Source organism: Candidatus Kaistella beijingensis (assembly GCF_020084865.1).
Classification (GTDB): Bacteria; Bacteroidota; Bacteroidia; order Flavobacteriales; family Weeksellaceae; genus Kaistella; species Kaistella beijingensis.
In genome coordinates, this window is sequence record NZ_CP071953.1 from 1478223 (window position 1) to 1498722 (window position 20500).

The following is a 20500-nucleotide window of genomic DNA, read 5'->3' on the forward strand; positions in this document are numbered from 1 at the left end:
TAATTTCTTAATTTTTATTCTTCCAAACGAACGTCTAATCCAAGACCTTGAAGTTCGTGAAGCAATACGTTGAAAGATTCAGGAATACCCGGTTCAGGCATCGCTTCACCTTTTGCAATCGCTTCATACGTTTTCGCTCTACCAATCACGTCATCAGATTTTACGGTCAAGATTTCACGTAAAATATTTGATGCTCCGAACGCTTCAAGCGCCCAAACTTCCATCTCCCCAAATCTCTGTCCACCGAATTGTGCTTTACCTCCTAATGGTTGCTGCGTAATCAATGAGTAAGGTCCGATAGAACGTGCGTGCATTTTATCATCAACCATGTGTCCCAATTTCAACATGTAAATTACACCAACAGTTGCAGGTTGTGAGAATCTTTCACCTGTTCCACCATCATAAAGATACGTGCTTCCGTATTTTGGAAGTCCCGCTTGATCGGTGTATTCGGTAATTTGGTCAAGATTTGCTCCGTCGAAAATCGGTGTCGCGAATTTCAAGCCTAATTTTTTACCTGCCCAACCGAGAACGGTTTCGTAAATCTGTCCGATGTTCATACGTGAAGGTACACCCAATGGATTCAACACGATATCAACAGGAGTTCCGTCTTCCAGGAACGGCATATCTTCCTCGCGAACGATTCTTGATACGATACCTTTATTACCGTGACGTCCCGCCATTTTATCACCTACATTCAACTTACGTTTTTTAGCGATATAGACTTTGGCCAACTTGATGATCCCTGCCGGAAGCTCGTCCCCGATTGAAATTGCGAATTTCTCACGGTTTTTCACCCCTTGAATATCGTTGTACTTGATTTTATAGTTGTGGATCAATTGCTTGATCAGATCATTTTTATCAGCATCAACTGTCCAATCAGAACCGCTTACGTTCACATAGTCTTCAACACTTTGAAGCAATTTGGTCGTAAACTTCACTCCTTTTCCGATGATTTCTTCATCAAGGTCGTTTTTCACACCTTGAGAAGTTTTACCGTTTACAAGAGTTCCTAATTTTTCAAGAAGCGTATTTCTTAAATCGTCGAATTTCGCTTTGTACGTGTTTTCGATTTCCTCAAGTTTCAGTTTTTCTTCGGTTCTTTTCTTTTTGTCTTTAATATTTCTTGAGAATAATTTTTTATTGATGACAACACCTCTCAATGATGAATCCGCCTTCAAAGAAGCATCTTTCACATCACCTGCTTTGTCACCGAAAATCGCTCTCAATAATTTTTCTTCCGGAGTTGGGTCGGATTCACCTTTTGGCGTGATTTTACCAATCATGATGTCGCCCGGTTTTACTTCCGCACCAATTCTGATCATCCCGTTTTCGTCCAGATCTTTGGTAGCTTCTTCCGAAACGTTTGGAATATCTGCGGTTAATTCTTCCATACCTAATTTGGTATCACGAACTTCCAAAGAATATTCATCCACGTGGATTGAAGTAAACCAATCTTCACGAACTACTTTTTCGTTGATCACAATTGCATCCTCGAAGTTGTAACCTTTCCACGGCATGAACGCTACAGTAAGGTTTCTTCCCAATGCCAATTCACCGTTTTCAGTTGCGTAACCGTCGCAAAGAACCTGACCTTTTACTACTTTGTCGCCTACTCTTACGTTTGGTCTCAAAGTGATGGTGGTACTTTGGTTGGTTTTTCTGAATTTGGTCAAATTGTATGTTTTCGTCGCAGATTCGAATGATACTAAATCATCGTCCTCGCTTCTTTCATATTTAATGGTGATTTTATCTGCGTCAACATATTCTACAACACCGTTTCCTTCTGCATTAATCAAAATTCTTGAATCGGTTGCCACCTGTTTTTCAAGACCTGTTCCTACAACCGGAGCTTCAGGTTTCAACAATGGAACTGCTTGACGCATCATGTTGGATCCCATCAATGCACGGTTCGCATCATCATGCTCCAAGAACGGAATTAATGACGCAGAAATTCCCGAAATTTGGTTTGGCGCAACGTCAATTAAGTCAACTTGTTGTGGCTCAACTACAGGATAATCACCGTCAAGACGAGCGATCACTCTTTCCGTAGAAATGGTACCGTCATCATTCATTTCAACGTTTGCCTGTGCAATTACTTTATCTTCTTCGTCTTCAGCATTTAAGAAAACTGCAGCAGTTTTAAGGTCCACTTTTCCGTCTTTAACTTTTCTGTACGGAGTTTCGATGAATCCTAAATTGTTGATTTTCGCATAAATTCCTAAAGAAGAAATCAAACCGATGTTTGGTCCTTCCGGAGTTTCGATCGGACAAATTCTTCCGTAGTGGGTATGGTGAACGTCACGAACCTCGAAACCTGCTCTTTCTCTGGATAAACCACCCGGTCCTAAAGCGGAAAGTCTTCTCTTGTGAGTGATTTCCGACAATGGATTAGTTTGATCCATGAATTGTGAAAGTTGGTTGGTTCCGAAAAACGAGTTGATTACCGATGTTAAAGTTTTTGCGTTTACCAAGTCGATCGGTGTGAAAATTTCGTTATCTCTAACGTTCATTCTCTCACGGATTGTTCTTGCAATTCTTGAAAGACCAACACCGAATTGTCCTGCCAATTGCTCACCAACAGTTTTAATTCTTCTGTTTGACAAGTGATCGATATCATCAACTTCCGCTTTGGAGTTTACCAATTCGATCAAGTGACGAACGATGGAAATGATGTCTTCTTTGGTTAAAACTTCCGTTTTTTCAGGAATATTTAAACCTAATTTTTTGTTCAATCTGTAACGGCCAACTTCACCTAATGAGTAACGCTGTTCAGAGAAGAATAATTTTTCAATGATTCCTCTTGCCGTTTCTTCATCGGGCGGATCTGCGTTTCTTAACTGGCGGTAAATGTATTCTACTGCCTCTTTTTCAGAGTTTGTAGGGTCTTTTTGCAATGTATTTTGGATGATAGAGAACTCGTTTGAATTTTCTTTGTGAATCAAAATCGATTTCACACCTGCATCCAAAATAAGGTCTAAATGTTCTTTTTCAAGAACAGTTTCTCTATCCAAGATGATTTCGTTTCTTTCAATGGAAACTACTTCACCTGTATCTTCGTCCACGAAATCTTCGAACCAAGTGTTCAAAACTCTCGCTGCCAAAGTTCTACCTTCTACTTTTTTCAACGCTGCTTTAGAAACTTTCACTTCTTCGGCAAGATCGAAAATTTGAAGGATATCTTTATCGGATTCATACCCGATTGCTCTCAATAAAGTCGTCAACGGTAATTTTTTCTTACGGTCGATGTAAGCGTACATTACGTTGTTGATGTCGGTTGTGAATTCCATCCAAGATCCTTTGAAAGGGATAATTCTGGAATAATACAACTTGGTTCCGTTGGCGTGATAAGTCTGTCCGAAAAACACACCCGGAGAACGGTGAAGCTGCGTTACGATAACACGTTCCGCACCATTGATGATGAATGATCCCGAAGGAGTCATGTAAGGAACCGGACCTAAATAAACGTCCTGTACAACGGTCTGAAAATCTTCGTGTTCAGGGTCTGTACAATACAATTTAAGTCTTGCCTTCAAAGGAACCGAATAAGTCAGTCCTCTTTCCACACACTCGTCGATCGAGTAACGTGGTGAATCCACTAGATAATCCAAAAATTCCAAAACGAATTGGTTTCTGGAGTCTGTGATGGGGAAATTTTCTTCAAAGGTTTTGTAGAGGGTTTCGTGAACTCTCTGCTCCGGAAGGGTATCCAACTGGAAGAACTCTTTGAATGACTGGATCTGAATGTCCAAAAAGTCAGGAGTCTCGATTTTCCCCTTTGCTGCAGAGAAATTAATTCTTTCGTTACTCTGAGTTTTTGCGACTGCTTTAGATTTACTCATAAAAATTTGTAAAGAATGGGGGTTAAAAAATATTTTGGTTAAAAAATATCAGAAAAGCTGGAAGTTGGAAGTCCGAAGCTGGAAGATAAGACTGTTGATTTTTGGCGCTATCAGTAAGTCGTGGTTCTTTTTACTTGGCTTTTGGCTCATTCACCTTTCTAACTGCAACGCCGGTATATCTTTTCACGGAGTAGTGCAAAATATTTTTCTTGAATTTTTGCTTTGGGCGATAAAAGGACATAGATCCCTAAAACACGAAACCCCTTCCGGATCTACCGAAAGAGTTGAATTTCAATATTTTACTGATTTACAAACAATTATTAGCGCCAAAACGAGTGCAAATTTAAAAAAACTTATCCACATTAGCAAATAATTAGGACATCTTTAAACTTGATGAGGTTATAAAGTTTTGTTAAACAAAAACTCCCGATAAATCGGGAGTCTTATTTGTATTCTAGTAAAAAGAATTATTTCAATTCTACTTCAGCACCAGCTTCTTCAAGTTGCTTTTTCAAAGCTTCAGCTTCGTCTTTAGAAATACCCTGCTTAATTGGAGCTGGAGCACCGTCAACCATATCTTTAGCTTCTTTTAGACCTGCACCTGTTAAATCTTTTACCAATTTAACTACAGCCAATTTAGAAGCACCGGCTGATTTCAAGATTACGTCGAATTCTGTTTTTTCTTCCGCAGCTTCTCCACCGCCTGCACCTCCTGATACAACTACCGCAGCAGCAGCAGGCTCAATGCCGTACTCATCCTTAAGGATTGCAGCTAATTCATTTACGTCTTTTACTGTTAAGTTTACTAGCGTTTCAGCTAAATTTTTTAAATCTGACATTTTGTAATGTTTTTGTTGTTGAACGATTTATTTTTGTTTTTTTGAGTTAATCTCAGTTTGCTCTCGGCTTTATGCTTCAAGCGGATTGAATAATCTAAAAATTATTCTGCAGCTGGAGCTTCTCCTTCTGCGCTTGCTTCCGGTGTTTCAGGAGCAGCTTCTGCAGCCGGAGCTTCCTCTGTTTTTGCTTCTTCAGTTTTTGGCTCTTCAGCAGGTGCAGCAACTTCAGCAACTGGTGCTTCTTCTGCTTTTCCTGTAGCTTCTTCTTTGTTTTGAAGCGCAGAAACCAATCTCTGGATAGGCGACTGAAGTAATCCGATGATTTCTCCAATCATTTCCTCTCTTGACTTGATGTTTACCAATGTATCAAGATTGTTATCTCCCAAATAGAAAGTTTCCTGAACGAAAGCGGATTTCAAAGCCGGTTTTTCCTCTTTTTTTCTGAAAGACTGAATCAACTTCGCCGGTGCGTTTGCTGTTTCAGAAATCATCAATGCAGAGTTTCCTTTGAAAGTATCGAACATTTCAGAGTAATCCACTCCTTCAATCTGTTCCATTGCTTTCTGAAGCAAAGTATTTTTTACCACTTTTACTTTGATGTTGTTTTTGAAGGCCTGTCTTCTGAAATCTGATGATTTTCCAGCGTTCAAACCTTCTAGATCTGCTACATAAACTACTTTTGCATCCTGAAGCAAATCTTTAATCTCTTGTATTGCTACAACTTTATTTTCTTTAGTCATTGTCTTAAGGATTTATATTAGTTTACAGATTTAGTATCAACAGCGATTCCAGGGCTCATGGTAGAAGACAAGTAGATTGACTTCACATAAGTTCCTTTAGCGGCAGTTGGTTTCAATTTAATCAAAGTTTGGATCAATTCTGAAGCGTTTTCTTTGATTTTCGCAGCGTCGAAAGATACTTTACCGATTCCAGCGTGGATGATTCCGTATTTGTCAACTTTAAAATCAATTTTACCTGATTTTACTTCAGATACCGCTTTTCCGATTTCCATCGTTACGGTTCCGGATTTTGGATTCGGCATCAAACCTCTTGGTCCCAAAACTCTACCCAATGGTCCTAATTTCCCCATTACAGCAGGCATTGTTACAATAACGTCAACATCTGTCCAACCTCCTTTGATTTTATCTAAATATTCGTCTAATCCTACATAGTCTGCTCCGGCTTCTTTAGCTTCTGCTTCTTTGTCTGGAGTTACTAATGCAAGAACTTTTACGTCTTTACCAGTTCCGTGAGGAAGAGAAACAACTCCTCTCACCATTTGGTTTGCTTTTCTAGGATCTACACCCAATCTAACTGCTAAATCTACAGAAGCGTCGAATTTTGCATAATTCAGTTCCTTCACCAATGCCGATGCTTCGTCCAAATTATAAATTTTGTTCTTCTCTAGTTTGCTTGCAACTTCTTTTTGCTTCTTCGTTAATTTTGCCATTTCAATAAGTATTAAGCGTTAGTTGGTTTCGTTCCTGTTACTCGTATTCCCATTGATCTTGCAGTACCTGCAACCATGGTAAGTGCGGAATCCATTGTGAAGCAGTTCAAATCCGTCATTTTATCTTCAGCAATTTTTTGAACTTGCGCCCAAGATACAGATCCTACTTTGTTTCTGTTGGGTTCTCCGGATCCACCTTTCAATTTCGCAGCTTCCAATAGTTGGATTGCGGCAGGAGGAGTTTTGATGACGAATTCAAAAGATTTGTCTTCGTACACAGTGATTACCACTGGCAAAACTTGTCCTGGCTTGTCTTGTGTTCTTCCGTTAAATTGTTTACAAAACTCCATGATGTTCACACCTGCAGAACCCAAAGCTGGACCTACTGGTGGAGAAGGATTGGCAGCGCCACCCTTCACCTGAAGTTTTACCATTTTAAAGACTTTTTTAGCCATTTTTTTGTTTTAAGATTTTTAATTTATGAATGTGGAAGCATTTATAAATCAGCAGATTAAACTATCTCACCTTTTTAACCTGCTTTTCGGACTGCAAAATTAAGAATAATTTTTAATTCTGCAAGTGTAAAGTGTTGATTTTTAAGAAGAATTTTGAAAATAAAAAACCGCTTCCTAAGAAACCGTTGATGTAGTCGTGTATTCAATTTATCTATTCACAATAACCTTTTTAGTTATTTTTTCGCTACCTGAAGTAATTGAAACCATATATACTCCATTTAACAATGAAATTGGGATTTCAATATTCCCTGCAATGTCAATTGTTTTTGAGAATGTTTTTCTTCCAGAAAAATCAGTGATGACAACCTCCGTGTTTTTCAATACAAAATCAGACTTAATTCGCAATGAATTTTTTACTGGATTTTCAATGGTAATATTTTTTAATTTACCTGCTTCATTGTTTCCAAGTGTCGCATAATTTAAGATTTCGTTTAAAGCGAACTGCACATTTTGGTCATTTAAAGTCACGTGATTTTGATTTTCATTTGGTATATAATAAGACGCAAACGGCGTTGTAGAAGAAGAATTTATATTTGAATAATAATTTCCGTTGTTATTGCTTACTGCCATTGAACTGGTTGCAGGAATAAAATTGAAATACAAAATCTTAAGATTATTCATAAATTCTGTCAGCATTGCATTTCCGTTGGCTGCGTCTTCAAATTTTTGTAGATCAAATCTTCCACCAGGAGCGGAATCCAATCCATCTGAAGTTGCAGGTGACTTTGCACTTGCGGCGCTGTTATAAAAAGTAATCCAGAACAAAATCCATTGCTGCCCCTGAAAACTGCTTACTTGCGCTGTAACATTTTGTGCGGGTGTAAAATTGGTTTTAATAATGGCTCTCTGCGTAGATGAAGTATTAAAAGTATGATCCATCACGACCATTCCCGGAGTCCCGGTCATTGCGCCATTACCTGCACCGTTGCTTATTGAAATATTTCTTGTACTCGTAGGGAAACCGATTGCATTTAATTCGTTCTGAAAAGGAGTCCTGTAATTCGGTGAACCTGCAGGCAATAGTTTTGTACCGTCAAAATCTGTAGTACTTCCGCTTTGCAGATGACCTTCAAAATGATCAATCAGCATTTCTCTGGCAGCCGGACTTTTCAGCATTCCGTTTACGATTCCTTGCATCGTGACATCTCCCACCGGACCAAATCCCATATAATTGAAGAGATGTTGAAAACCAAGTGGAACATTTGCTCCCAAATGCGGCGAATCAAATGAGAGATAAAGCCTTGTGTCCGGATTTAAACTGTTCTGTTCCATGTATCGTAATGCATAGCGAGAAATAAGCCCACCCATACTCGGCCCAATAACTACATTTTTTTCATTGCCCGTTTTGGCACTATTAATTTGTGTCAAGAGTTCTACTAAAATCATGGCGTTCCTTTGAATATAATCAACACCACCATCAATAATTGTTGTTCCGTCTGATCTTGTGTAAGTTGGGAAATTCAGCACGATGATATCATAACCTTGAGCTCTAATCAAATCTCCTAAATTCTGGGACGTTCCATAATTCAACATTTGATAAATTCCGGCGGTATTTCTGGTATCACCCGGATCGAAACCGTCAACCAAAATAATAGGCTTGTCCAAAACACCGTCATTTCCCATATAAACTTCATATTCACCGTTTCCTGTAAAGGCGGCCGTTTCCCCGTAACCTTTATACGGAATGGTGGAAGAAATAGACGTTACTATATTTGGTTCAAAGCTTTTAAATCCCTTATTTTCTTTTGCCCTTCTTTGATATTGAACATCCATGACGAAAGATTGTTCCAAAACTTTCCCGTCGGAAAAATGAATTCTGTACGGAATCGCATTGAGTCCATTTTTTGAAAAATTAATTGTTATTGCTTGATCCTGATAAATTTTGTTCCAATGAGCTCCATATTGAATTTCTATAAAAGCAACTTTTCTGTTGGATGTATTGAAAACTAAATCACTTTTCAAAATAAATTCAACATGATTTTCCTTTGTTTTGCCTAAAATTGGCGCCAAAAGACTAATTTCATTTTCGTTGAAAACATTTTGTGACTTATCGGTAATAACATATTGGTTTTTTGTGTTTAGTGCTACACTTTTAGACTCCAAAAAACTTGGTTTAATGCTTTCAAAATCTACGATTAATAAAGAAAGCGGAATGTAGTTTTTGCTAAAACCTTCATCTGCTTTTTTCTGTATGACTTCTAAATTCGGCATCCTTTGCAGAAAATCCGCTCTCTGCATTTCGTGATAAACCTGAAGAAAGTTTGCCGCTGAAACACCGGTTGGTTTTAATTCATTTGCTTTCGAAACTGCGAAAACACGGTCGTAAAGTATTTTGGTTTTGGTATCGTTCTTCAATAAGTCAAACGATTGATCCTGCGAAAATCCATGGATGACGAAAATCCATAGGAATAAAAAGGTAAATTTAGTTTTCATAATAAATTAATTTCATCAAATATAAAGATTTAATGAAAACAATGTTTACTACGCACTGTATATTATAAAAATTATTTTAATGGATCAAAATTTTTGATTGAGGCACAAAAAAAGACCGTTCTTTCGAACAGTCCTTTTACAATATTATAAAAAGTATTACACTTTTTCAACCTGCATATAGCTCAACTCCATTGGAGTTTTTCTACCGAAAATCATTACAGAAACTTCAATTTTCTTTTTGTCTTCGTGTAATTTTTCGATCGTTCCGTTAAATCCGTTGAATGGACCATCGATTACTTTTACGTTTTCTCCTACTACGAACGGAATTGCAGTTTCCACCGCGAATTCTGAAAGTTCATCCATTCTTCCGAGCATTCTGTTTACCTCAGATTTTCTCATCGGAACAGGATCTCCTCCTTTCGTTAAACTCAAGAAAGAAATAACGCCTGGAATATTTTTGATGATGTGAGGAATTTCACCTATAAGATTGGCTTCCACCATTAAGTAACCCGGATAATAAGGTTTTTCTTTTGGCACCTTTTTACCGTTTCTCATCTGGATCACTTTTTCCATAGGAATAACCACCTGAGTTACGAAATGTTCGAAACCAAGCCTCTTCATTTCGTTCTCAATATAGGTTTTCACCTTATTTTCCTGTCCGCTGATGGATTTCAGAACATACCACTTCAAGTCACTCATTTGGGAAAATAATTTTAATTAAAGAGGTTGATAAAGAGTGTAAGGACGTTAGTAATAGCCTTACTAAAAGCTGAATCAACACCGAAAGTAAATAATGCCAAAATAACGGTTGCCACCGTTACCACTATTGTAGATGACTGCAATTCTGACCATTTCGGCCACTCTACCTTATCTTTGAATTCGTGATACGAACCTTTTATAAAATCAACTAAGCTCATTATCTTTTTTTTGCACGGGCACAAGGATTCGAACCCTGATCAACGGTTTTGGAGACCGGTATCCTACCATTGGACGATGCCCGTAGTTATAAAAAGTTCCGCAAGTTTCCTTACGGAACTTTTAATTATTTAATTAGAAATTAATCTAAGATTTCAGTTACCTGACCTGCACCAACTGTTCTACCACCTTCTCTGATCGCAAATCTAAGACCTACGTTAAGAGCGATTGGTTGCAACAATTCTACAGTAATTGTTAAGTTATCACCCGGCATTACCATTTCTACACCTTCTGGCAAGAAGATTTCACCAGTTACGTCAGTAGTTCTTACGTAGAACTGTGGACGGTATTTGTTGTGGAATGGAGTGTGACGACCACCTTCTTCTTTAGACAAGATATAAACCTCAGCTTTGAATTTTTTGTGTGGTTTCACAGATCCTTGCTTAGCGATTACCATACCTCTCTTGATGTCGGTTTTTTCAATACCTCTCAACAATAGACCCACGTTATCACCAGCTTCACCTCTATCCAAGATTTTTCTAAACATCTCTACCCCAGTTACAGTTGATGTTAATTTTTCATCACCCATACCTACGATATCAACAGGATCACCAGAGTTGATTACACCAGCCTCGATTCTACCAGTTGCAACAGTTCCTCTACCTGTAATAGAGAATACGTCTTCGATTGGCATCAAGAACGGCTTATCCTGATCTCTTTGTGGTTGCTCGATCCAAGTATCAACAGCAGCCATAAGTTCTTCAATTTTCTCAACCCATTTAGCATCTCCGTTAAGACCACCTAGAGCAGAACCTTGAATTACTGGTGAGTTGTCACCGTCATATTCGTAAGAAGAAAGAAGATCTCTCACTTCAAGTTCAACTAGTTCTAACAATTCAGCATCATCTACCATGTCAACTTTGTTCATGAAAACAACAATTCTAGGTACGTTTACCTGACGACAAAGAAGGATGTGCTCTCTTGTTTGAGGCATAGGTCCGTCTGTTGCAGCAACCACAAGAATTGCTCCGTCCATTTGAGCAGCACCAGTTACCATGTTTTTTACATAGTCGGCGTGACCTGGACAGTCAACGTGTGCGTAGTGTCTGTTTTCTGTTTCGTATTCTACGTGAGATGTGTTGATAGTAATCCCTCTTTCTTTTTCTTCTGGTGCAGAGTCAATTGAAGAGAAATCTCTCATTTGTGCTAAACCTTTTTCAGCCAATACTTTAGAGATAGCAGCTGTCAAAGTAGTTTTACCATGGTCTACGTGACCGATGGTACCAATGTTCAAGTGTGGTTTGTTACGATTAAACGTTTCCTTTGCCATGATTTAAATTATTTATTTAATTAATTATTTAATTTTTCGGTTTGCAAATATAGTGATTTTTTGAAAATCAAAAACCATTAGTTAAAAAAAGTTTTTAAGATTCAATTTCAGCAGATTGCAACATACGATATTGCGTGAAAACCGGACTGCAAATTTATGGAAATTTATTTAAAACACAATCGCACAAATTATAATTTGTGAAAACTTTAAATGAACCAAAGCCTATTCTCACCTAATAACATATATTTAGTTAAAGAAAATTTAACTTTACCCTTCAGAAGCAATTATTATAGTGAACAAACTCTCTCCCGAACAACGCCGAAAAAATATGCAGGCAAATAAATCCAAGGGAACCAAAATAGAAATCCTTTTGGGAAAAGCTTTGTTTGCGAAAGGAATCCGCTACAGAAAAAATAACAAGAAAATTTACGGAACCCCCGATTTTACTATAACCCGATACAAAATCGCCATTTTTGCCGATGGTGATTACTGGCACGGAAAAGACTGGGAAACGAGAAAGAAAAAGTTGGGAACAAATGCAGGCTTTTGGTTTGATAAAATCGAGCGAAACATGGAGCGTGATTTCAAAGTCAACAAAAAACTGCGGCAAGAAGGTTGGACGGTCTTACGTTTTTGGGAAAGCGACATTAATAAGAAACTGCATCAAATAGCCGAATTCACCAGAGAAATTTTTGACTTTAAAAAACAAAGATTCGAAGAACAAAAGCTTTTGAAAAAACAAAAAATCAACGAAAAAAAGGAGGCTTTAATACAGAATTATTTAGAAAGAAAAAACAGCGAATTCCCTGAAAAATTAAAGCGATCTGCAGTGAAATTTACACAAGAAATTCTTCACCATAAATATCCTGAAGAGGAATTTACGCCGAAAGTTGCCGAAGATCTATTGCAATATGGCGCACCAAAGAAGAACTAAACTATACCAAAGGAAATTTCACAACAAAAACATTCAGCTCTGAACCTTCAGAACGGTATGAAATTTCTGCATGGTGAAAATCAAGAATCCTTTTGCAAATCCTTAAACCAAGTCCGGAACCGCTCCTTTGTTGCGAATTTGCACCTCTTTTAAAGGCGTCGAAAATTTTTTGCGAATCATCTTCGGAAATCAAATCCCCTTTCGACTTTACGACGACAGTTAAGTTTAAATCGTCCTCCGAAATATCAACATTCACCTCTTTTTTAAATGAGTAAAGACAAGCATTCTTAAACAAATTGATGAAAACAATCTCTAAAAGTGGTTTAATTCCCTTCACCGTTAAATTCCCTGAATCGTTCTCTTCATGAATATCGAAGTTGATTTCAAAATTTTCAAAATTCCTCTTCACGTCCTCAAAAGCATCAAAAATCACCTCATCGATTCGAACCGAAGAACGGTCGTCCCGTAAATGCTCCTCCTCCAGTTTCGAAAGCAGCAATAAGGAATTTACTGTATCCGAAACCTGGTAAACCTCATCAGAAATTCCCTGGATATACTTTTTCGTTTGCGGATTCTCGTTTTCAAGTTTTGCAAGATTCTCAAGTTGAAAAGCCATTCTCGTCAACGGTGTTTTAATCTCATGTGAAGCACTTGCATTAAATTCTTTTTGTGAAGAATAGGATCGGTCAATTCTTCCGAGCATCGTGTTGAAGACTTTTGCCAGAAGATTAATCTCGTCCTTTTTGTCGGTTTCAGGGAGTCTTTCTGTTAAATTGTTTGCCGAAATTCTCGTGATTTTATCCTGAAAAATGTCCAATGGAGCCATCATTCGTTTGGCAAAGAGAAAACTTAAAATCCAAACGAGCGAACTTGCAACAATGAAAGAAATTAGCATGAGTGAACCCAGATATTTCAATTTCTCTTTTCCCATAAAGTCTTCAGAAGCAATCAAAAAATATCTTCCACCAATTTTTTCGCCATAAATTTCAGCCTTTGTATCCCGTCGATAAACAGAACCGGTATTCTTGAGGGCAAGAAGGTCGCCCTCATTCCAAATATTTTTTTTTCCTGTGATGTTGCTGAAAATGGGTTCAAACTTTTCGTTAAAAACCTCAATTTCTTCTTGATGTATCGAATAAGTTGGAGTGTCATTAATCATCTTCGATTCATCAACAATCGCTTCATCTTCATTAAAATAATTGGAAATCGTGGAAATCCGATCCTTTAGAACATTCACAAACTCACTTTTCCTGAATTCTGCAAAAAACAGGTAGATGATAATAAGAATCGTCCCCAGAAATACGGAAAAAAGCAAACTGAGGTTCAGTGCGATTTTATTCTTGATGTTCATTTTTGTGGATTTAGGAAATATCCAAAGCCAGAACGGGTGTGAATGAGCTTCACATCAAAACCCTTATCAATCTTCTTCCTTAAAAAGTTAATGTAAACCTCAACAGTGTTGGTATTTGTATTAAAATTGTGCTGCCAAACCATTTCAGATATCTGCTGCTTGGAAAAAGTTTTGCCCGGATTTTCCGCCAAAAGCAATAACAGCTGGAACTCTTTCACCGTAAGAATAATTTCTTTGCCTTTTCTAAAGACTTTTTGTTCCGTTTTATTAATCTTTAAATCTTCAATGGTAATAACTTTCGCCGAAACATTTTTATCGGAAGACCTTCTTCTTATTAAGGAATTCATTCGCATCAAAAGCTCCTCGAACTGAAAAGGTTTTACCAGGTAATCATCAGCAAGCCTGTTGAAGGCGTCCTTTTTATCAGAAAGGTCACCATACGCAGAAATCATGATAATGGGTGTATTTTTGTCTTCCTCACGGATTTTTTCGCATACTTCCAAACCATTGGTTTTTGGAACGTTGATGTCTAGAAGAAATAGTTCATAATTATTTTGCTTCACTTCGCTCAAGAACAAATTGCCGTCATAAACCCGCTTTACCTCAAAGTTATTGTCCTCCAAAAATTTGCTAAGTTCGGCCGAAAGGATTAAATCATCTTCCAATAAAAGTATCCTCATAGAATGCTATTTTGAACAAATTTAAGGATTTGTGAACAAAAAAAATCACAACCATTTCCGATTGTGATTTTTAGAGCCAACTATGAGATTTGAACTCACGACCTCTTCCTTACCAAGGAAGCGCTCTACCCCTGAGCTAAGTCGGCAAAATTTTAAAAAAAAATCACAAGCCGTTTTTTGGTTGTGATTTCTGTTGAGCGGAAGACGAGGGTCGAACTCGCGACATTCAGCTTGGAAGGCTGACGCTCTACCAACTGAGCTACTTCCGCAATTTTGTTTACAAAATTTGTTGGTAAACGGTCTGCAAATTTAAAACTAATTTTAAAACTTACAAAATATTTTTCATAAAATGTGGGGAGAGCAGGATTCGAACCTGCGAAGTCGTAAGACAGCAGAGTTACAGTCTGATCCATTTGGCCACTCTGGAATCTCCCCAATTTTACAAAAATGAGCCTCCTGAGGGATTCGAACCCACGACCCCGAGATTACAAATCACGTGCTCTGGCCAACTGAGCTAAGGAGGCAAATAGATTTCAAAAGAACTTCTTATCTCTTTTTGCGAGTGCAAATATAAGGTTGTTTTTTTGAAATCTACAAATAAATTTTAAAAATTTTTATGAATTTTCGTTATGCTAATTCTTTTTTCTTGATTAACAGCTTTTTAGCGGTTTCTGCACAAAGATCAATACTTTCTTCAAAAGACGCCGAAGTCTTTTTCACCACAATATCATCACCTGGAACTTCCAGTTTAATCTCCGCTGTTTTGTTTTCTTTGTCTGAAGCATTTTCAACTTTAAGAAAAACTTGGCAACCGTGAATTTTATCGTAAAAAGTTTCGAGCTTGCTTAATTTTTTTTCTAAATACTCTTCAAGCGGCGCATGTGGCGTCAATCCCATTGACTGAACTTTAATTTTCATAATCTACTTTTTTTGGCTCGTGGATGAGCGCTGTTAAACACTTTTTTTAACTGTTCAATATTCGCATCCGTATAAACCTGCGTGGAAGCAAGCGACGAATGCCCCATCAACTTCTTGACCTTAGAAATTTCAGCCCCATTTTCTAAAACGTGAGTCGCAAAACTGTGTCTTAAAATATGAGGGCTTTTCTTGGTCTTCGAAGTGACAAGACTAAGGTAGGAATTTACCGCAGAATAGACAAATTTATCGTACAATTTTTTACCTTTCTCATTCACGAAAAAATAAATATCGTTGTCTTTCAGCGGCTTCCTTTCTTCAAGGTACATTTCAAATCTTTGCAGCAACGAGTCTGAAACGGGAATAATTCTCGTCTTATTTCCTTTACCTATGACTTTGATTTCTTTTTGGCTGAAATCTACGTTTTCAAAAAGGAGATTGCAGAGTTCGGCACGACGCATTCCTGTTTGATAAAGGGTTTCGACGATGAGTTCTTTTAATAGACTTCCGTTTTTTGGCTGAACATCCAAAACTTCGAGATGACCCATTTCCTCCTTTGAAAAAGGAATTTGTTTTTCTGCGTAAAATTTTAGGGACTGAATATTTTCTAAAGGTGTGGACTTTATTTCACCCACTTTTAATAGAAAAAGAAAGAAGCTGCGCAAAGAAGAAAGTTTGCGGTTGATGCTTCGTTTTGAAATTTGATGCTCGCTTAACTCGACCATGAAATTTCTGATGATTTTTTTGTCGACTTTCGAGAAATCTTGATGAGCTTCTGTCTCCAAAAGAAATTTTGAAAAATCTTTTAAATCCTTCTCATAACTAATCACCGTGTTTGGCGAATAGCGCCGTTCTACGGAGATGTATTCCAAAAATCTCTCAATCATTATGAATAGGGCACAAAAAAATCACTCTTCAAATATAACTATTCGAAAAGTGATTTTAGTATTTTCTAAAGAAAACTTTAATTAAGCCTGCTCTTCTCTACTAGCGATTCTCTGTTTGTGAGCCGCTTTCAAGTTAGCCTGTCTTTTTGTTACAGAAGGCTTGATGAATTGCTGTCTGCTTCTTAAAGCTCTTACAACTCCTGTTTTATCAAATTTTCTTTTGTATTTTTTTAGTGCTCTGTCGATAGCTTCGCCATCTTTTACTGGGATAATTAACATAATTTACATCTCATTTTGGACTGCAAAAGTAAGATTTTTTTCTGAAATGACAAATTATTTTGTTATTTTTAAAAATTGATATTGGACACTATAATAGTGTTCACGCTGAAAGTTTGTTGAGTTAAAAAATTTACAAATAAGGATTTTTTCTTGTAACACTGACTTTACATATAAGTTATAGCTTTAAATTGGGATTTCTCACCACCTTCGTTGGTTCTAAATGACGTATTTACCAATTATTGTGGGTCGGGATTCTTTGCGGCGGCTTCGCCGCCGCAAAGAATCCCGACCGTACCTCATAAAATAAAAGTCATTCCGAGCGAAGCGAGGAATCTCCAAAAAAAGTTGACAGAAAAATGAGTAAATGCAGAAGATTTATAAAGATATTTTTTTAAGCTGTAGCTTTAAATAGAGATTTCTCACCATCTACGATGGTTCGAAATGACAGTCCTCACTATTATTACGGAGGCGGGATTCTTGCGGCGGCGAAGCCGCCGCAAGAATCCCGCCAAAACCTCATAAAATAAAAGTCATTCCGAGCGAAGCGAGGAATCTTTTGAATTGAAAAAAAAAGTAAAATGAGTAAATTAGGTTTTGTTTACATAATGACCAATCAAAATCGCACGACACTTTACCTAGGTGTTACAAATGATTTATGCAGAAGAATTTATGAACACAAAAACCATCTAATCAAAAATTCTTTCACAGACAAGTACAATCTAGAGTACTGCATTTATTTTGAGGAATACGCAAGAATGGATTTAGCCATAAAAAGGGAAAAGGAAATCAAAAAATGGAATCGACAGAAAAAGGAATCCTTAATAAATAAAGTAAATCCTAAATGGGAAATTGCAGCAACGGAAAAAGGGTTTAAAGTCGCTTCTTCATTTTCTGAAGAAATCAAAAATATCATGAATCAACTAAAAACCGAGGAATAGAATATGAGCAACAATTACACCGTCATCAACGCTTCTGCCGGTTCGGGAAAGACTTATGCTTTGGTGCAGAATCTTCTCGCAATCTGTTTGAAATATCCTTCCCAATCCGATAAAATCAGAAATATTTTGGCGCTGACTTTTACCAATAAAGCAGCAAACGAAATGAAGCACCGAATTATCGAGTGGCTGAAAAATTTTAAAAAAGAAGATTTCGAGAGCAATCAGGATTTAATCAACATTCAGGAAAAGTTGAAGAAGGAAGGGGTAAATGTTTCTTTGAAAGAACTTCACGAACGCTCGAAAAACATTCTCGATTATATTCTGCACCACTACTCGACTTTGAATATTGGAACGATCGACAAGTTCAATTCACGATTGGTTCGAAGTTTTTCGCACGAACTAGGTTTAGCACAGAATTTCAATTTGGAAATCAATGCAGAACCTTTTCTAATGGAAGCGGTGGATAAAATGTTAGAGGAAATCGGCGCTGAAAACAACGTGTCCGATGCGTTTATGGATTATGTGAATTACAGTTTGGATAATAATGATCGAATCAATCTCAACAAAACTTTGTATGATTCTGCGAAGGAATATGTGCAAGACAAACATTATTTCCGACTGAATGAAAACAAGGATTTCGATTGGGAAGTTTACGAGCAATCGAAGAAAAATTTGCGTGAAAGCATTAAAAATTTAAAGGAAGATTCCATTCAAATCGCGCAGGATTGTTTAAGTTTAATGAAAGAAAAAAATCTTCAACCCGATGATTTTTCCCGTGCAAGTGGCGGAACAATCGGCAAATTCTTTGAAAATGTTTTGAATCATTTTTTTAACAAAGACAAATTCCCGTTTCCTGCGGATGAAGAAGCGGTGCAGGAAAATTATAGGAAAGGCGCTTCCTCAAAGTCAAAAAACCGACAAGCAGAAATTCTTGAAATCCTCGATTATTTGATTGATAGCCGTCAAAAAATCATCTCAAATTATATTCTTTCCAAGAAAAAGGAGAAAATTCTTCAAGCGATTCTGCCATTAAAAGTTAATAAAGAAATACAGGACAAATTAGCGGAAATCGAGGAAGAAAACGATTTGGTTTTGCTCTCGAAATTCAATGTTTTGATTCATGAAAATCTTCGGGAAGAACCTTCCTCATTCATTTATGAAAAAGTGGGAACTAAGTTTTCACATTATTTCTTCGATGAATTTCAGGACACGTCATTTATTCAGTGGCAAAATTTTCTGCCGTTGAGAGACCACGCTATTTCGCAAGAAAACATGAGTTTCACATTGGTTGGAGACCCGAAACAAAGTATTTACCGTTTTCGTGGCGGTGATTCGCAATTGATGCTCGACATTATTAATAAGAAGGAAAAATCACAATCATTTGCAGAATTAGAAAACCTCGAAAACAATTGGCGAAGTGCGAAAAACATTGTGGATTTCAACAATGAGCTTTACCAATTCATGTCGAATTTTACGCAAGATGAACACAGGGATATTTTTGGAAACGGCTCTCATCAGATTTCAAAGTCAAAAATTAATGGTCGAGTTCTGGTGAATTTAATTGAAAACGCAACAAAATCAATTTATTACGAAGAAGTGGCCGCGAAAATGCAGGAAGATATTCAATCTTGTTTGGATAATGGTTTCAAGTTTTCCGACATCACCATTCTTTGTCGTGGAAATTTTGATATTTTCAGTTTCTCGCAACTCTTGGGGAATTTAAAAGTGAATTATCACGGGGAAGAAGTTTACATCAAAACCATCTCAGAATCGGGCTTAACACTAAATTTATCGGCAACTCTCTTGGCTTTAACCGAATTTTTGCGTTGGGAACAAAATCCGAAAAATTTGCAGTTTCCGGTGAAAATGCTGTATTATTTGAAAGTTTTAGGAAGAATAAATGTGGAAGATTTCAGTGCGGAAATGTTGGAAATGCTGCAACTTGGCAACAAATCCGAAATGGAAAACTTCATTTTTGAGAAATACAGCATCGATTTGAAAAGCAAAGATTTGCTTCAATTGAATCTGTATAATTTCATCGAACATTTTCTGCAAGAATTTTCTGTAAAAGGAAAAGAAACCGATTTTCTCTTCAATTATCTGGAAATGCTTTTCGGTTATTCGCAAAACGCGGGTTCTACTTTGAAAGATTTTTTAAGATTTTGGGATGAAGAAGCCAATTCCACCACGATTCAAGCTTCGGAGAATGTCGATGCAGTACAGATTATGACGATTCACAAAGCAAAAGGATTGGAGTTTCCCGTGGTTTTTTTACCGATGGAAAACGAAAATAAGGACGGCAAATTTTCCAATTGGCTAAACGTGGATTTGGAAAACAGTTTGAGTTCTGTAAATATTAATGGGTTTGAAAAAGCGTTGGAAACTTACGATTCCGAAATGGCAGATTTTAATCAGAAAAACATTTATCAGAATTTAATTGACCGTTTTTGTTTGCAATATGTGGCGACAACCCGGGCTGTAGAACAACTTTTTTTCTACATCCAAAAGCCGAACAAAACGAGCAACCACCTTGAAATCTACGAATTTTTTGAACCAAAAATCCCCACAAATGAATTTGGAGAAGAATATTCATCTTTTGATTTGTATGAAGTTTCAGAGCCGGAATTGAAAAAGCAGATTCCTTCAAAAAGTTCGGAGTTTGCAACGATGCCGATTGATTTTAGTCCTGAAAAAGAAAAAAATCCCGAAGCAATTAAAATTGCAACTCCTTCAAAAAGCTACCAAAACCGTATTGAAAAAGTTAGAATCGGAATCTTCACCCATGAAATCCTAGCAAAGATCAATTCCGCAAGAGACGTGGAAAAAGTTTTGGAAGCCTACCTTTTAGAAGGAACAATAACTTCCGAGGAAAAAATTGAAATCACCGATCGGATTTTCAATATCATTAATAACGAAAAATACTCAAAATATTTTATTGAAAATCAATTGGTTATCAATGAAAAAGACATCATGATTTCCGAAAACGGTGACTCCAAAATTTATCGTCCCGACCGAATGATTGAAACTGAAAACGGAACCATAATCATCGATTTCAAGACAGGAGAGGAAAAAGAAAAGCACCAACAGCAACTCAATGAGTACAAATCGGTGCTTGAAAAATTGGGTAAAACCGTGGTGGAAACGAAGATTGTATATGTATAAACACGACATGTGAAGTACGAAATGTGAATT

At 37.1% G+C, this 20500-nt stretch carries 17 protein-coding genes and 5 tRNA genes; 3 read left to right on the plus strand and 19 right to left on the minus strand.

Features of this window, described 5'->3' with window-relative positions:
• Positions 1-14: 14 nt before the first annotated feature.
• From rpoB to tuf, 10 genes are all read right to left on the minus strand, one after another.
• Positions 15-3842, minus strand: coding sequence for a DNA-directed RNA polymerase subunit beta (rpoB, locus tag J4771_RS06885; protein WP_224134252.1), 3828 nt, complete (start codon positions 3840-3842; stop codon positions 15-17).
• 467 nt (positions 3843-4309) lie between these two features.
• The gene (rplL, locus tag J4771_RS06890; RefSeq protein ID WP_224134253.1) at positions 4310-4681 is read right to left on the minus strand and encodes a 50S ribosomal protein L7/L12; all 372 of its coding nucleotides are present in this window, start codon (positions 4679-4681) and stop codon (positions 4310-4312) included.
• A gap of 101 nt (positions 4682-4782) precedes the next feature.
• A complete protein-coding gene (rplJ, locus tag J4771_RS06895; RefSeq protein ID WP_224134254.1) occupies positions 4783-5421 on the minus strand; it encodes a 50S ribosomal protein L10 in 639 nt (212 codons plus the stop codon).
• A gap of 17 nt (positions 5422-5438) precedes the next feature.
• Positions 5439-6131, minus strand: a complete 693-nt coding sequence (gene rplA / locus J4771_RS06900; RefSeq protein ID WP_224134255.1) for a 50S ribosomal protein L1 — start codon at positions 6129-6131, stop codon at positions 5439-5441.
• Between the two features lie 11 nt (positions 6132-6142).
• The gene (rplK, locus tag J4771_RS06905; protein WP_224134256.1) at positions 6143-6586 is read right to left on the minus strand and encodes a 50S ribosomal protein L11; all 444 of its coding nucleotides are present in this window, start codon (positions 6584-6586) and stop codon (positions 6143-6145) included.
• A 207-nt stretch (positions 6587-6793) separates the two neighbouring features.
• Positions 6794-9079, minus strand: coding sequence for an esterase/lipase family protein (locus tag J4771_RS06910; protein WP_224134257.1), 2286 nt, complete (start codon positions 9077-9079; stop codon positions 6794-6796).
• A 156-nt stretch (positions 9080-9235) separates the two neighbouring features.
• Positions 9236-9778 (minus strand): transcription termination/antitermination protein NusG, encoded by a 543-nt coding sequence (gene nusG, locus J4771_RS06915; protein WP_224134258.1) that lies wholly within the window; start codon positions 9776-9778, stop codon positions 9236-9238.
• Between the two features lie 14 nt (positions 9779-9792).
• Positions 9793-9996 (minus strand): preprotein translocase subunit SecE, encoded by a 204-nt coding sequence (secE, locus tag J4771_RS06920; RefSeq protein ID WP_224134259.1) that lies wholly within the window; start codon positions 9994-9996, stop codon positions 9793-9795.
• Between the two features lie 13 nt (positions 9997-10009).
• Positions 10010-10080: transfer RNA gene (locus J4771_RS06925), tRNA-Trp, on the minus strand.
• Positions 10081-10136: 56 nt separating this feature from the next.
• Positions 10137-11324: an elongation factor Tu gene (tuf, locus tag J4771_RS06930; RefSeq protein WP_224134260.1), complete on the minus strand. Its 1188-nt coding sequence runs from the start codon at positions 11322-11324 to the stop codon at positions 10137-10139.
• 292 nt (positions 11325-11616) lie between these two features.
• On the opposite strand from tuf, the gene J4771_RS06935 reads away from it, so the two are divergent.
• Positions 11617-12258 (plus strand): very short patch repair endonuclease, encoded by a 642-nt coding sequence (locus tag J4771_RS06935; protein WP_224134261.1) that lies wholly within the window; start codon positions 11617-11619, stop codon positions 12256-12258.
• Position 12259: 1 nt separating this feature from the next.
• Here J4771_RS06935 and J4771_RS06940 read toward each other — a convergent pair whose 3' ends face one another.
• The 9 genes from J4771_RS06940 to rpsU form a co-directional block, all read right to left on the minus strand.
• Complete coding sequence (locus J4771_RS06940; protein ID WP_224134262.1) at positions 12260-13609, minus strand: sensor histidine kinase; 1350 nt, start codon at positions 13607-13609, stop codon at positions 12260-12262.
• The gene (locus tag J4771_RS06945) at positions 13606-14289 is read right to left on the minus strand and encodes a response regulator transcription factor (RefSeq protein WP_224134263.1); all 684 of its coding nucleotides are present in this window, start codon (positions 14287-14289) and stop codon (positions 13606-13608) included. The genes J4771_RS06940 and J4771_RS06945 overlap by 4 nt, the downstream gene beginning before the upstream one ends.
• Positions 14290-14363: 74 nt before the next feature.
• Positions 14364-14435: transfer RNA gene (locus tag J4771_RS06950), tRNA-Thr, on the minus strand.
• Positions 14436-14485: 50 nt separating this feature from the next.
• Positions 14486-14558, minus strand: a tRNA-Gly gene (locus J4771_RS06955).
• A gap of 83 nt (positions 14559-14641) precedes the next feature.
• A tRNA-Tyr gene (locus J4771_RS06960) sits at positions 14642-14724 on the minus strand.
• Positions 14725-14739: 15 nt separating this feature from the next.
• Positions 14740-14813, minus strand: a tRNA-Thr gene (locus J4771_RS06965).
• Between the two features lie 103 nt (positions 14814-14916).
• Positions 14917-15207: an HPF/RaiA family ribosome-associated protein gene (locus J4771_RS06970; protein ID WP_224134264.1), complete on the minus strand. Its 291-nt coding sequence runs from the start codon at positions 15205-15207 to the stop codon at positions 14917-14919.
• On the minus strand, positions 15204-16091 hold the full coding sequence (locus tag J4771_RS06975; RefSeq protein WP_224134265.1) for a tyrosine-type recombinase/integrase: 888 nt from the start codon (positions 16089-16091) through the stop codon (positions 15204-15206). Before J4771_RS06975 ends, J4771_RS06970 begins: the two co-directional genes overlap by 4 nt.
• Positions 16092-16172: 81 nt before the next feature.
• Entirely contained in the window at positions 16173-16370 is a 198-nt protein-coding gene (rpsU, locus tag J4771_RS06980; protein ID WP_224134266.1) for a 30S ribosomal protein S21, read from the minus strand.
• A 578-nt stretch (positions 16371-16948) separates the two neighbouring features.
• Here rpsU and J4771_RS06985 point away from each other — a divergent pair.
• Both J4771_RS06985 and J4771_RS06990 read left to right on the plus strand, forming a co-directional pair.
• Entirely contained in the window at positions 16949-17308 is a 360-nt protein-coding gene (locus tag J4771_RS06985) for a GIY-YIG nuclease family protein (RefSeq protein WP_224134267.1), read from the plus strand.
• Between the two features lie 3 nt (positions 17309-17311).
• Entirely contained in the window at positions 17312-20470 is a 3159-nt protein-coding gene (locus J4771_RS06990) for a UvrD-helicase domain-containing protein (protein ID WP_224134268.1), read from the plus strand.
• Positions 20471-20500 lie beyond the last annotated feature (30 nt).

What these genes read in the sequence shown, in the direction of transcription:
- rpoB (WP_224134252.1), bottom strand. Translation starts at nt 3,842, where the DNA reads ATGAGTAAATCTAAAGCAGTCGCAAAAACTCAGAGTAACGAAAGAATT.
- rplL (WP_224134253.1), bottom strand. Translation starts at nt 4,681, where the DNA reads ATGTCAGATTTAAAAAATTTAGCTGAAACGCTAGTAAACTTAACAGTA.
- rplJ (WP_224134254.1), bottom strand. Translation starts at nt 5,421, where the DNA reads ATGACTAAAGAAAATAAAGTTGTAGCAATACAAGAGATTAAAGATTTG.
- rplA (WP_224134255.1), bottom strand. Translation starts at nt 6,131, where the DNA reads ATGGCAAAATTAACGAAGAAGCAAAAAGAAGTTGCAAGCAAACTAGAG.
- rplK (WP_224134256.1), bottom strand. Translation starts at nt 6,586, where the DNA reads ATGGCTAAAAAAGTCTTTAAAATGGTAAAACTTCAGGTGAAGGGTGGC.
- J4771_RS06910 (WP_224134257.1), bottom strand. Translation starts at nt 9,079, where the DNA reads ATGAAAACTAAATTTACCTTTTTATTCCTATGGATTTTCGTCATCCAT.
- nusG (WP_224134258.1), bottom strand. Translation starts at nt 9,778, where the DNA reads ATGAGTGACTTGAAGTGGTATGTTCTGAAATCCATCAGCGGACAGGAA.
- secE (WP_224134259.1), bottom strand. Translation starts at nt 9,996, where the DNA reads ATGAGCTTAGTTGATTTTATAAAAGGTTCGTATCACGAATTCAAAGAT.
- tuf (WP_224134260.1), bottom strand. Translation starts at nt 11,324, where the DNA reads ATGGCAAAGGAAACGTTTAATCGTAACAAACCACACTTGAACATTGGT.
- J4771_RS06940 (WP_224134262.1), bottom strand. Translation starts at nt 13,609, where the DNA reads ATGAACATCAAGAATAAAATCGCACTGAACCTCAGTTTGCTTTTTTCC.
- J4771_RS06945 (WP_224134263.1), bottom strand. Translation starts at nt 14,289, where the DNA reads ATGAGGATACTTTTATTGGAAGATGATTTAATCCTTTCGGCCGAACTT.
- J4771_RS06970 (WP_224134264.1), bottom strand. Translation starts at nt 15,207, where the DNA reads ATGAAAATTAAAGTTCAGTCAATGGGATTGACGCCACATGCGCCGCTT.
- J4771_RS06975 (WP_224134265.1), bottom strand. Translation starts at nt 16,091, where the DNA reads ATGATTGAGAGATTTTTGGAATACATCTCCGTAGAACGGCGCTATTCG.
- rpsU (WP_224134266.1), bottom strand. Translation starts at nt 16,370, where the DNA reads ATGTTAATTATCCCAGTAAAAGATGGCGAAGCTATCGACAGAGCACTA.
- J4771_RS06985 (WP_224134267.1), top strand. Translation starts at nt 16,949, where the DNA reads ATGAGTAAATTAGGTTTTGTTTACATAATGACCAATCAAAATCGCACG.
- J4771_RS06990 (WP_224134268.1), top strand. Translation starts at nt 17,312, where the DNA reads ATGAGCAACAATTACACCGTCATCAACGCTTCTGCCGGTTCGGGAAAG.